General features: G+C 60.8%; 14 protein-coding genes. 6 read left to right on the plus strand and 8 right to left on the minus strand.

Translation table 11 applies throughout. The features are described from left to right. The first annotated feature begins 43 nt into the window (after nt 1-43). From hisA to JH15_RS07400, 3 genes are read left to right on the plus strand one after another with little or no spacing between them, the layout of a single operon-like run. Nucleotides 44-796 (plus strand): 1-(5-phosphoribosyl)-5-[(5-phosphoribosylamino)methylideneamino]imidazole-4-carboxamide isomerase, encoded by a 753-nt coding sequence (gene hisA, locus JH15_RS07390; RefSeq protein WP_043528463.1) that lies wholly within the window; start codon nt 44-46, stop codon nt 794-796. A 3-nt stretch (nt 797-799) separates the two neighbouring features. Further along, nucleotides 800-1,573, plus strand: a complete 774-nt coding sequence (hisF, locus tag JH15_RS07395; RefSeq protein WP_043528465.1) for an imidazole glycerol phosphate synthase subunit HisF — start codon at nt 800-802, stop codon at nt 1,571-1,573. Then, nucleotides 1,573-2,076 (plus strand): hypothetical protein, encoded by a 504-nt coding sequence (locus tag JH15_RS07400; protein WP_043528467.1) that lies wholly within the window; start codon nt 1,573-1,575, stop codon nt 2,074-2,076. Before hisF ends, JH15_RS07400 begins: the two co-directional genes overlap by 1 nt. Here JH15_RS07400 and JH15_RS07405 read toward each other — a convergent pair. Together JH15_RS07405 and JH15_RS07410 are read right to left on the minus strand one after the other, a co-directional pair. After that, nucleotides 2,073-2,666, minus strand: coding sequence for a YjaG family protein (locus JH15_RS07405; RefSeq protein ID WP_043528469.1), 594 nt, complete (start codon nt 2,664-2,666; stop codon nt 2,073-2,075). The two genes, JH15_RS07400 and JH15_RS07405, sit on opposite strands and share 4 nt — an antisense overlap. Before the next feature lie 32 nt (nt 2,667-2,698). Next, nucleotides 2,699-2,995 carry an MGMT family protein gene (locus JH15_RS07410; RefSeq protein WP_043529009.1) on the minus strand — a complete coding sequence of 99 codons (297 nt, stop codon included), beginning with the start codon at nt 2,993-2,995 and terminating at the stop codon, nt 2,699-2,701. Nucleotides 2,996-3,079: 84 nt separating this feature from the next. Here JH15_RS07410 and JH15_RS07415 point away from each other — a divergent pair, with 84 nt between their 5' ends. Beyond that, nucleotides 3,080-3,781: a type 1 glutamine amidotransferase gene (locus JH15_RS07415; RefSeq protein ID WP_043528472.1), complete on the plus strand. Its 702-nt coding sequence runs from the start codon at nt 3,080-3,082 to the stop codon at nt 3,779-3,781. Here JH15_RS07415 and mnmH read toward each other — a convergent pair whose 3' ends face one another. The 4 genes from mnmH to JH15_RS07435 form a co-directional block, all read right to left on the minus strand. Then, entirely contained in the window at nt 3,782-4,873 is a 1,092-nt protein-coding gene (gene mnmH, locus JH15_RS07420) for a tRNA 2-selenouridine(34) synthase MnmH (protein WP_043528474.1), read from the minus strand. Next, nucleotides 4,870-5,907: a selenide, water dikinase SelD gene (gene selD, locus JH15_RS07425; protein WP_043528476.1), complete on the minus strand. Its 1,038-nt coding sequence runs from the start codon at nt 5,905-5,907 to the stop codon at nt 4,870-4,872. Before selD ends, mnmH begins: the two co-directional genes overlap by 4 nt. Before the next feature lie 66 nt (nt 5,908-5,973). Further along, a complete protein-coding gene (radA, locus tag JH15_RS07430; RefSeq protein WP_043528478.1) occupies nt 5,974-7,347 on the minus strand; it encodes a DNA repair protein RadA in 1,374 nt (457 codons plus the stop codon). 96 nt (nt 7,348-7,443) lie between these two features. Then, entirely contained in the window at nt 7,444-7,896 is a 453-nt protein-coding gene (locus JH15_RS07435; protein ID WP_043528480.1) for a copper resistance protein NlpE N-terminal domain-containing protein, read from the minus strand. A 242-nt stretch (nt 7,897-8,138) separates the two neighbouring features. On the opposite strand from JH15_RS07435, the gene JH15_RS07440 reads away from it, so the two are divergent. Then, nucleotides 8,139-8,576 (plus strand): hypothetical protein, encoded by a 438-nt coding sequence (locus JH15_RS07440; RefSeq protein WP_043528482.1) that lies wholly within the window; start codon nt 8,139-8,141, stop codon nt 8,574-8,576. On the opposite strand, the gene JH15_RS07445 is transcribed toward JH15_RS07440, so the two are convergent. Together JH15_RS07445 and JH15_RS07450 are read right to left on the minus strand one after the other, a co-directional pair. Further along, the gene (locus tag JH15_RS07445) at nt 8,577-9,812 is read right to left on the minus strand and encodes a multidrug effflux MFS transporter (RefSeq protein ID WP_231566382.1); all 1,236 of its coding nucleotides are present in this window, start codon (nt 9,810-9,812) and stop codon (nt 8,577-8,579) included. It lies immediately after the preceding gene. 144 nt (nt 9,813-9,956) lie between these two features. Further along, the gene (locus JH15_RS07450; protein ID WP_043528483.1) at nt 9,957-10,844 is read right to left on the minus strand and encodes an AEC family transporter; all 888 of its coding nucleotides are present in this window, start codon (nt 10,842-10,844) and stop codon (nt 9,957-9,959) included. 105 nt (nt 10,845-10,949) lie between these two features. On the opposite strand from JH15_RS07450, the gene hisC reads away from it, so the two are divergent. After that, nucleotides 10,950-12,005: a histidinol-phosphate transaminase gene (gene hisC, locus JH15_RS07455; protein ID WP_043528484.1), complete on the plus strand. Its 1,056-nt coding sequence runs from the start codon at nt 10,950-10,952 to the stop codon at nt 12,003-12,005. Nucleotides 12,006-12,082: the final 77 nt, after the last annotated feature.

The raw sequence follows: 12,082 nt of genomic DNA on the forward strand, positions 1-12,082 counted from the left end.
TAACGAAACATCGCGCCGCCTTCGGCGCCCATGAGGAAATGACATGCTGGTAATCCCCGCCATCGATCTCAAGGACGGTAAGTGCGTTCGACTCAAGCAGGGCCGAATGGACGATTCCACCACCTACGGTGACGACCCGGTAGCCATGGCGGCACGTTGGGTGGACGCTGGAGCCCGCCGTCTTCACCTGGTCGACTTGAACGGGGCATTCGAAGGTGAGCCGGTCAATGGCGAGGCGGTCACCGCCATCGCTCGGGCCTACCCCAACCTGCCGATCCAGATCGGCGGCGGCATCCGTAGCGCGGATACCATCGAGCATTATCTCAATGCTGGGGTAAGTTACGTGATCATCGGCACCAAGGCCGTCAAGGAACCCGCCTTCGTCGGTGAGATGTGCCGTCGCTTTCCGGGCCATGTCATCGTAGGGCTCGACGCCCGCGACGGCTTCGTGGCGACCGATGGTTGGGCCGAGGTATCGACCCTGAAGGCCACCGACCTGGCCCAGCGCTTCGCCGATGACGGCGTCTCGTCGATCGTCTACACCGACATCGCCCGTGACGGCATGATGGGCGGCGTGAATGTCGAGGCCACTGCCGAGCTGGCTCGTATCGGTGGCTTGCCGGTTATTGCCTCAGGCGGTGTAACCAATCTCGACGATCTCCGAGCACTTGCCAAGCATGCCGGTGACGGCATTCTTGGTGCCATCACCGGCCGCGCCATCTACGAAGGGACGCTGGAGGTCGCAGAAGCCCAGCGCCTATGTGACGAACTCGACGCCAACCGAACCGGGAGCTGAACCATGGGCCTCGCCAAGCGCATCATCCCCTGCCTGGACGTCGACGCCGGTCGCGTGGTCAAGGGTGTCAATTTCATCGGTATCCGCGATGCCGGTGATCCCGTCGAGATCGCCAAGCGCTACAACCAACAGGGCGCCGACGAGATTACGTTCCTCGATATCACTGCCAGCCACCAGAATCGCGGCACGACGGTCGACATGGTTGAGCGTATTGCCGGCGAGGTATTCATCCCGCTGACCGTGGGCGGCGGCATTCGCACCTGTGACGACATTCGCACCATGCTCAATGCCGGGGCCGACAAGGTCTCGATCAATACCGCGGCGGTCACCAATCCCGATTTCGTACGCGAAGCGGCTGACCGTTTCGGCAGCCAGTGCATCGTGGTGGCCATCGATGCCAAGCGCGTCTCGGCAGACGGCGAAACGCCGCGCTGGGAAATCTTCACTCACGGTGGGCGCAAGCCGACGGGGCTCGACGCTGTCGAGTGGGCACGCACGATGGTGGAGTACGGCGCAGGCGAGCTGCTGTTGACCAGCATGGACCGCGACGGCACCAAGGCTGGCTTCGACATCGGCGTGACCCGTGCCATCGTCGATGCCGTGGGCGTTCCGGTCATCGCCTCGGGGGGTGTCGGCACGCTCGATCACCTAGTCGCCGGCGTCAAGGAAGGCGGCGCCGACGCGGTCCTCGCCGCGAGTATCTTTCACTTCGGCGAATACAGCATTCCCGACGCCAAGCGCTACATGCAGGAGCACGGCATCGAGATGCGTCTTTAATGAAGCGTTTCACGTTCTTAAAAGGGGGGGCATTGTGGATGGGGGTGGCTATCCTGCTTGCGACCGCCACCGCTGAAGCCCAGCCAAGCTTGGTCTTCGACCACGCCCTGCTGCAGACGAGTCTCTACACACGGCACTTTGAACCCGAACCTGACCACAACAACAATCAGCAACTGATCGGCCTGGAACTCCACGATCCCAATCGCTGGTTTGCCGGGGCCGCCTGGTTCAAGAACTCATACGACCAACCCACATGGTATTTCTATGGCGGCCGCGAGTTCGTCCTCTGGAGGCCGAGTGCTGATGCATCAGTGCGAGCGAAGCTCTCGGGGGGGGTATTGCGTGGCTACAAAGGCGAGTACCAAGACAATATTCCCTTCAATAACTTCGGCATCGCGCCAGCGGTTTTGCCCAGCATCGGCATGCAATGGCATCGCCTGGAAACCGATCTCATCGTCTTTGGTACTGCCGGCATGATGATTACAGGCGGTGTTCGCTTCTAGTCGAGCGAAAGCCCCAGGTTGCTCACCCCCTCGTTTCGACCCAGGCGACGCAACTGCTTGAGTGCGTCACGGTCGAGCTTGGGGGTTTCGACGGCTTCCAGCACCGCATCCTGAAAGTCGTTCTCGTCAGCCATCAACGGATGCTGACGTACCAGTGCCGCCAGCCGTGTTTCGTCGTCCTCGCCCTCGGTCATTTCAATGAATGCGCGAACACCCCCGCGTGACGCCAGGCTGACTTCTTCGATGGCCTCGGGCGCCTCGCCCCTGAGCGCGTCGAGTGTGGCGGATACCGCCATTACCGCTTCGAGGGCACGCCGGGCACCAAAGCTGTCATCGTCAGTAGGTGGCTCCAGTTCGGCGAGTTTCTCGGCTTGCTTGTCGAAATCGATGCGGGCGCCCTTGACCAGCAAATGCTCCCACACGAGGGCCAGAATGCTTCGCAGAGCCGCGCTATCTCCCACTTCGGCATGTTCGGCATACAGCGCATAGTTGGGCATCAAACGCTCGCATAGGGCCGCCATGAAGGCCAGGCGGTGCCTCGGCTCAAGCTGACGCAAGCGAGCGTGGAAACCGTCTTGAGACGGGGGCATAACTCTCTCCTTCAGGCAGGATGTCGCTGGACTCAGGGCCACAACCGCTCGATACCGACACGTCCGGCAGCGTCGAAGACTACGCCTTCGGCCTGTAGCTTGTCACGCTGTCGAGACGCCCCGCCGTGATCGGCCACCTTGCGGCTGGCACCGATCACGCGATGCCAGGGCAAGCCATGGCCGTCAGGCAGGTGACGCATGGCGCTGCCTACCATGCGTGCGGAGGCACCCTCGGTCATCTTGGCTACTCGCCCATACGTGGTCACGCGACCTTCGGGGATCTGCGCGACGATGGTATAGATCTGTTCAAGCAGTTCGGCTCGCATGATGCGCTCCTGTCTTGCGCCTGGGCCGTTTCGGTTACCGAAACCTACTGGACGCGACCCGGCACCTTCCTCATCATGAGGATTATCATGCATATCTATTTCCTTCAGCACGACCCCGACATGGGCCCCGCCCGTTTGGCCGATTGGCTACTCGCTGCGGGACACAGCCATAACACCTGCCACTTATATGCCGGAGAGGTTCCGCCACGCCTGGATGACTGCGATGGCCTGATTCTCCTCGACGGCCCCATGCGTGTGACCGATGAGTCCCGTCATCCCTGGCTCAAGCGTGAAAAGAAAGTCGTCACCCGGGCATTGAGGAGCGGTAAGCCCGTTCTCGGTATCGGTCTTGGTGCGCAATTGCTGGCAGATGGCCTGGGCGCCATCGTGTCGCGGGGCACCTTTCCCGAGGTGGGTTGGCATGCCATCACAATGGCCCCTGAGAGCCCCTTCGACCTGCCAGAGCAATTCGAGGCACTGCTCTGGCACCACGATATCTTCGGCCTGCCCGAGGGCGCGCTACCCTTGGGATCGAGCCCTGCCAGCCCCTTGCAGGGCTTCGCTTGGGATGCGGGTCGTGTGGTCGGGCTCCAGTGCCATCTTGAAGCGACCGTCGCTAGTGCAACGGCGCTGCTCGAGCACACCCCAGCGCATTTCGAGGCCCAAGGAGAGGACACCCGCTACGTACAGACGCGCGAGGCGATTCTCGACGACCCTCGACGATTCGATCGCCAAGCCTCGCTACTGGACCGCATTCTCTTGCAATGGCTGCGTAGCGTTCCCGCCTGATCAGCTGGCGTTCTGCTGCGACCAATCGCGTGCTGCTTCCAATGCACTATCCCAATCGCCTACGTGCAGGAAGGTGTGGGTATGCTTCTCGAGCTGGTAACGGTACATGGGGTCGTAGTATTCGGTGAGCAATGGCGCCAGCCAGGCCTCATGCGCTTGCCGATTGCCCCGCTCGTGCTCGCGAAACGCCAGCTCCTGTAAACGCTGCAGACGCTGCAGACGAGCACCGCCCAGGCGCTTCTTCAAGCGCGCCAGCGCCGATGAGAGCTGCTTGCGCATCAGGGCCCAGCCAAGCCAGTCTCCGAACTGCCGGGAGTAGACCAGCCAAAGATCGTCGATATAATCCTTGCGAATCTGGGCCAGGCGCCAATCAAGCGGCATCTCGACACGTATACGCGGCGCCGTTTCCATGGCCCGCCAGAAGTGAAGCGGCACATTGACGGCCCCGATGTGTCGAGATTCATCCTCGACCACGGTGGGGCCATCGATATCCAACAAGCCCACCCCCATGGCGTGCTCGAAATCGATCTGCGAGGGCGCGGCAAGGGGGTGGCGTCCGAAGGCCGAGCCCTTGTGGCGAGCGCAAGCCTCCAGGTCGAGTCCATTGGCCAGCTGTTGGATCAAGGCGGTCTTGGCACAGCCGGTAAGGCCACCGACCACCAGCAGGGGGCGCTCCGCAACGGCATCGATACGCTGCAGCAATGCCCCACGCATGGCCTTCCAGCCGCCACGGATGCGCGGCCTTTCAATACCGGCCTCCAGCAGCCACTGCTGGGCTATCTGCGAGCGCAGGCCGCCACGATAGCAATACACGATGGCTTCTGGGTCGCGAACCAGCGCACGACGCCAAGCTTCTATTCGTCCGCTTCGGGTCACCCCCGAAACCAGTTGCTGGCCCAGCGCGATAGCCGCTTGCTGCCCGGCATGCTTGTACTCGATGCCGACCTGGCGACGCTCTTCATCCTCCATGAGCGGAAGATTGATGGCCCCCGGCAGGCTACCCTGGGCAAACTCGACGGGTGCCCGAACGTCAATCAACGTCCTACGCTCACGCAACAGGTCGAGCTCGGGCTCGACCAGCCAATCACTCATCCACGTACCTCGATCAATGCCGGCCCCTGGGCCTTGACGATCTCGCCAAACGGCGCGAGGTCGAGCTTATGTTCGCGGCCGATGCGCTCGACATCGTCCTGCCAGGAGGGATGGACGGCCACCAGCAGACCGCCCGAGGTTTGCGGGTCGCATAGCCATTGCCAATGCGGATCGTCCATTGCCGGGAGCTGATCGCCCAAGGCCTGGCGATTGCGATCGGTCCCCCCGGGTACCGCACCCTGACGACGATAGGCCTCGGCTTCGGCAAGTCGAGGTAAATGACGGAAATCGATACGTGCCGCAACCCCGCTGGCTGAACAGACTTCGGCCAGGTGACCGGCGAGGCCGAAACCGGTGACATCGGTCATGGCATGCACGCCACTGACCTTGGCCAGATCGAGGCCGATATTGTTGGCCTTGAGCATGGTTTCACGAGCCAGGCCGTGATGACCGGTACTCAACAAGCCTTTCTTCTCGGCCGTGGTCAACATGCCAATGCCCAACGGCTTGGTCAGGTAAAGCAAGTCTCCAACCTCAGCCCCCTTGTTGAGCTTGAGGTGTTCCAGGTCGACCAGGCCATTGACTGCCAAGCCGAAAATAGGCTCGGGCGCGTCGATGGAGTGGCCTCCGGCCAAGGCCAAGCCCAGCTCACGGCATACCGCCTGGGCACCGGCCACCACATCGCCGGCAATGTCGGCACCAAGCTTATCGAGCGGCCAACCCAGGATACCCAGCGCCATCACCGGCTTTCCGCCCATGGCATAGACATCGCTGATCGCATTGGTGGCTGCGATCCGTCCAAAATCGAAGGGATCGTCAACGATGGGCATGAAGAAATCGGTCGTCGCGATCATGCCGCGCCCATCGCCCAGGTCGTAGACAGCGGCATCTTCCCGCCCCTGGTTGCCGACGATCAGCTGGGAGTGGCTGGCGCCAGGACCTGCCTTGGCCAGTATTCGGTCCAGTACATCCGGGGCGATCTTGCAGCCGCAGCCAGCTCCGTGGCTGTATTGGGTCAGGCGAATAGCGCTCATGGATCCCTCCTCCTGTTGCCTTGTTTCATGAGTCTAGATGACTCGAAACGATGTCATGTTATCGGTTCACAGTGCCTCGAGGGCATCGGCGAGCTTCTCGACGGCGATCACTTCCATTCCTTCGGGCGAGGTTCTCGGTGCATTGCCGCGCGGCACGATGGCCCGTGTGAAGCCATGCTTGGCGGCTTCGACAATGCGCTCCTGACCACTGGGCACCGGGCGTATCTCCCCTGACAGGCCGACTTCGCCAAACACCACCAACTCGCGCGGTAACGGGCGATTCTGGAGACTCGAGACTACGGCCAGCAACACCGCCAGGTCGGCACTGGTCTCGAGTACCTTGACGCCCCCTACCACATTGAGAAAGACATCCTGGTCACCGGTAAATAGTCCACCATGGCGATTCAGCACGGCCAGCAGCATCGCCAGGCGGTTCTGGTCGAGCCCCACCGCCACCCGTCGCGGGTTACCCAATGCAGACTCATCGACCAGGGCCTGCACTTCGACCAGGATCGGCCGTGTCCCCTCCCACACCACCATTACCAGGCTGCCGGCTGCCTGCTCTTCGTTTCGCGAGAGAAAGATCGCGCTGGGATTCTTCACCTCCTTGAGGCCATGCTCGAGCATGGCGAAGACCCCCAGTTCATTGACCGCACCGAAGCGGTTCTTTTGGCCGCGCAGTGTGCGAAAGCGTGAGTCAGCACCGCCTTCAAGCAAGAGCGAGGCATCGATCATATGCTCGAGCACCTTGGGCCCGGCCAAGGTCCCATCCTTGGTGACGTGCCCAACCAATAGCAGGACGGTATTGCTCTGCTTGGCGAAGCGGGTCAATGCGGAGGCCGACTCCCGAACCTGGGCCACCCCGCCCGGCGCAGAAGCGATATCCTCGAGATGCATGGTCTGGATCGAGTCGATGATCAGAATATCGGGGCGTTCCCGCTCAGCCACGCCGAGTACGGTTTCGACGCTGGTCTCGGCGAGCATCTTCAGTCCCTGTACCGGAAGCTGCAAGCGATGCGCCCGCATCGCCACCTGCGATAGCGACTCTTCACCGGTGACGTACAGCACGCGCTTTTGCTGTGCTAGCTTGCAAGCCGTCTGCAATAGCAGCGTCGACTTCCCGGCCCCCGGATTCCCCCCAAGCAAGACGGCCGAGCCAGGCACCAAGCCTCCCCCGAGTACGCGATCGAACTCACCGAAAGTGGAGGAGAAACGGGGCACTTCGGATAGATCCACGGCCGAGAGATCGACCACTTCGCGGGAGACGATACCGGTATAGCCACTACGTCCACTGGCTGCCGGCGACGCCCCTGGGCGCGCCGAAGCAAGGCGAATCTCGCTCAGCGTGTTCCATTCCCGACAGCTCGAACACTGGCCTTGCCACTTACTGTATTCCGCGCCGCACTCCGTGCAGACGAATGCGCTCTTGGCCTTTGCCATCGACGGGAGCTCTCCTCAAGAGGTCTTCGCCCATTCTACCAGCCTGAAACGCAAGAGGCGGCCCTTGGGCCGCCTCTGCATGACATCGAGATCCTGTCACTGGCGCTGCAGCTGGAGCATCTCGTTGTTTTGGAAACGCCGACGTTCGGGATCAATCAATTCCAGGGTGCTCTCATCGACACGCAAGAAATAATAGATTTGCCCTTCGCCATCGGGCGTCAGCTCATAGACGGTCGCTTCGGGGTCCGCAGCGGTTCCGCTGAGCACTTCCCACTGGCCGGCATAATTTTCGTCGGGCGGATCTTGCGGATGCTCACGATAGCTGGCGTCGAGCGTAAAGGTACGCTCTTCGGCAGCGCCTTCCTCGGTACCCTCGAGGTAGACATCGATATCGATCCCCGCGCAGTTTCGGCAGGGCAGCGTGCCCTGATAATGCGCCTCGCCTTCCGCCGTTTCATCCATGGGCGGCGCGGTCTCCGTGGGCCCAGTGGCACACCCTGCCAACATGGCCAGCATGGCGGAACCAACCAGCAACGTCCTGACTTGCATGCGAGTCCTCCTAACGAATTATCTGTTGCCGTCTACGGCACTTGCCTGACAGCATAACGGCAAGTCACGTCAACGGACAGGTCTGTTGCCTCACTATAACGGTGCAGGCGCGACTAAGCACCCCCCAGAAGCGTCGTTCCCTGCGCTCGCCCTCGATTTTAACGCCTTTTCGCTTGACCGATATCAAGGCAGGGCACTAGGCCGTCACCGATACTCAAGCCACGATGCTTGAGGACACTCACATGAAGTCAGCGATCTCTTACCTTGCGCAGCCTGGCTGGCTGGAGTGCCTCGGCGAAAGGCTCTTTGCCACGTCCATGCCCACCTTGCTCACTACATTGAGAAATGAAGCGGGCTCAACCTATCGCGCCATGATCCGGGATCTGGAGACTCCGTTAGCGCCCGCCTTCGAACTAGAAGTGTCACGTTCGCTCACGGGTAGTGGCCGCTACGAGCTGAATCCAGCCGCCACGCTCATGCCAGTGATGATGCAGCGGATGGGCCTTTCCATGGATGACTGCCCTGCCGACACCATTCCGCGAATGGCACGCACGTGTTCGAACTGTCCCCAGGCAGGGCGCTGCTGGCTGGCGCTGCGCGCGTCTACCTCCGCCGAGACCTGCCGTGGATTCTGTCCCAATACGCCAAACTTCGAGGAAGCGCTTCGGGTTAGCGCCTAGTCATTTCCAGGCGCTAACCGAGGCATCGCGGTGCACCGGCTGCATATCGGCCGGTCGTGCCACAAGCCAATAACTCAAGAGGGCGGCGAACCCCGCAACGCCGATAACCAGCGCCATGGTTCGCGAGGTTCCGTCATGCAGCTGGCCGACGACGGCTCCGGCCGCCGCTGCCACGGTCATCTGAATGAAGCCGAACAACGAGGACGCCGAGCCCGCACACTGCGGGTTAGGTGCCAATGCCCCTCCCATCGTCTGTGGCATCAAGATGCCGAACCCCGCCATATACAGCATGTGAGGACCGATGACGGCCAACGGGACAAATATTTCATTAAACGCCAGTAATATCATGCTCCCGCCACCGAGCAGGCAGAGCACCGTGCTCAGGCTGAGCAGACGCTCGCGTCCCAGGCGATGACTGTAGCGACCGCTGAACAGTGTCCCCAGGAAGAACCCCAGTACGATCATCGAGAACCATAATCCATAACGGGGCGGCGAGAGCTGCATGAACTCGATCAAGACGAAGGACGAGCCGGACAGGAAGGCAAACAACCCCGAAAAACCGGCGGCGTTGGTCAAGGTGTGTCCCACGAAGGCGCGTTGCCCAAGCAACATCCTGAAGTTGGAAAGAATTGCACTGGGATGCACTGATTGTCGCCGCTCCGCAGGCAAGGACTCGGGCAGTAACAGAACGACGACTATCAACATGATCGCGGCATAGGCGGCCAAAAAGAAGAACACGGCTTGCCAGCCAAAGAGCAATAGCAGGCCTGATCCCAACAGCGGCGCCACCGCCGGAGCGAGCGCCATGGTGCTGGCAATATACGATAGGGTTTTGGCCGCTTCGGTGGGCCCGTGGATGTCACGCACCGCGGCCCGACCGAGCACCGGCCCGACTGCACCGCCAAAAGCCTGTAGAAAGCGCCCCACCCAGAGCAGCTCGATGCGCGTCGACAAGGCGCAAACCAAGCTGGCAACCAGAAACAGGGCTATGCCGATTACCATGATTGGCTTACGCCCGAAGCGGTCGGAGAGCGGACCACACACCAGCTGAGCCAATGCGAATCCGGCCATGTAGATACTCAGGGTGAGCTGTACCTGGTCGGGCCCGGTATCAAGCGCCTCGCCCATGGCCGGCATGGCCGGGAGGTAGATATCAGTCGCCAGGGGACCCAGTGCCGTCAATGCGGCAAGGACCATGACCATCACGGGAGAGGTGGCACTCAGTAGCCGAGACAAACGAACCTCCTTGTGTAATGAGCAACGAACAGCGGCTATATAGTTCTGTCAGGACTTTCCTTAGCCTGCTATTTTTCAAGCATAGGTGATCCGTTAGCGCTGCCCAACCGGTTCAACTATTTACGCGGCAACATCGCTTTTGAATCATGGCATGACATAGGCGAAAACCAGCGCCAGGACGATCGGCATCACGATTAAACTACCCAGGTTCCCAATCAAGACCAGCGAGGCCACCTTCTGAGGCTGCTGACGATACTGTTCGGCAACCAAGTAATTGAGCACGGCCGGGGGCAAGGCGGCGAACACCCACAGAGCTGCGGCCTGGATGCCCTGAAGCTCCAGCCACCAGACCAATGGCGCCGCCAATATCAAGCCGCTGACGGGGCAAAGTACCGCGCCCAATACGCCTGTCCGCCAATCGCTGAAATCGATATCCAACATGCGTACGCCGAGTGCGAACAGCATCAGGGGGATGGCGATACCGCCAAGCATATCCATCGCCTCAAGTAGCCACCCGGGAAGAGGTATACCCGCCAGGTTGACACCCAACCCTGCCAGGCTGGCCAGCACGATAGGCATGCGCAGCAGCCGCCAGAGCGGCGTATGGGGGTTGAGCATGTAGAGCCCCACCGAAAAATGCAGCAGCATCTCGACGATAAACACGACTATCGCCGCCGGCAATGCTGCCTCACCGAAGGCCAGCACGAGCAGGGGAATCCCCATGTTCCCCGAATTATTGAACATCATCGGGGGCAGGAACGTCTTGGTGTCGAGTCCCAGCCAACGCGTCAAGGGCCACAATATAAGGCCCGAACCGAGCACGATGATGGCCGCCGCCAGAGCCAGCCCGGCGTATTCCTCGAGGGGGGCCTGACGATCGGCGAGGACAGCAAACACCAGCATGGGCACGAACAGCTCCATGTTGAGTGTGTTGAGCCCACGTATGTCTGGGGTTCGGAATCGACCGTAGAGCGTCCCGCAGCCGGCAATCAGGAAGACCGGCAGCAAGGTGGAGAGTATTTGCGCAACCATTCAGACTATTCCTGAAGCAAGCTCGCCAGCGTAGCATGGCCTGTGCTTGCGCAGGCCGTTCGGTCAGGTCACCATGACCAAAGTTCTAACCTCGAGCGAGAGCCCATGAGCAAGTTCTGGAGCCCTATCGTACGCACGTTGACGCCTTATATTCCTGGCGAACAACCCCGCGAACGGCTGATAAAACTGAATACCAACGAAAACCCTTATCCGCCCGCCCCCGGTGTGGAGCAGGTTCTTCGCGACTATCCCATTGACCACCTGCGTCGCTACCCTGACCCCACCTCTCAGGCCCTGCGGCAGGCCCTGGCAAGAGAATACGGAGTCGAAACCCAGCAGGTGTTCGTGGGTAATGGGTCCGATGAAGTGCTGGCTTTGGCTTTCCAGGCATTCTTTTGCCATGACGCCCCTTTGGCGATGCCAGCCATTACCTACAGTTTCTATCCGGTCTATTGCCGTCTGTACGGGATCGAAGCAAAGACGGTGGCATTGGACGAGCAATGGCAGGTGCCGCTGGACTTTTTCGATGCCAATAGCGGAGGGGTGATCTTTGCGAACCCCAACGCGCCCACCGGCCATGGACATGGGCGTGCCAGCATTACTGCCCTGCTCGAGCGGATCACCGAGTGTGTGGTTCTCGTCGATGAGGCGTATGTCGATTTTGGCGGCGAGAGTGCCGTGCCACTTGTCGAGAACTATCCCAACCTGCTGGTCACAGGGACATTCTCGAAGTCGCGTAGCCTGGCGGGGCTTCGGCTCGGCTATGCCATCGGCTCACGTGAATTGATCGAGGGTCTAGAGCGCGTAAAGGACTCTTTCAATTCCTATCCGATCGATAGCTTGGCGAGTGCCCTCGGTGTCGCAGCACTCGAGGATAAAGCACATTTCGAGGCATGCCGTGAGCGCGTCATCACCACCCGCGAGCGTACCCGCCGGCGTCTCATGGACCTCGGCTTCGACGTTCTGCCCTCGCAAGCCAACTTCATACTGGTACGTCATTCCCAGCATGATGCACCCCAACTTTTCGTCGGCTTGCGCGAACGTGGCATTCTGGTGCGTCATTTCAATACCGATGCCTTACGCGAATTCATGCGTATCTCGATCGGCACCGATGACGAAATGGATAGTCTCATCGAAGCCCTGGAGCGCCTGCTTGGTTGACGCCCTTTCGCCCTAAGCCTGCACACCGCCAGCCTTGCGCTGGCGGTTTTTGGCGCTGCCCGAGCCACAACGAAAAA

Origin of the sequence: Litchfieldella xinjiangensis, assembly GCF_000759345.1 — a bacterium.
Classification (GTDB): Bacteria; Pseudomonadota; Gammaproteobacteria; order Pseudomonadales; family Halomonadaceae; genus Litchfieldella_A; species Litchfieldella_A xinjiangensis.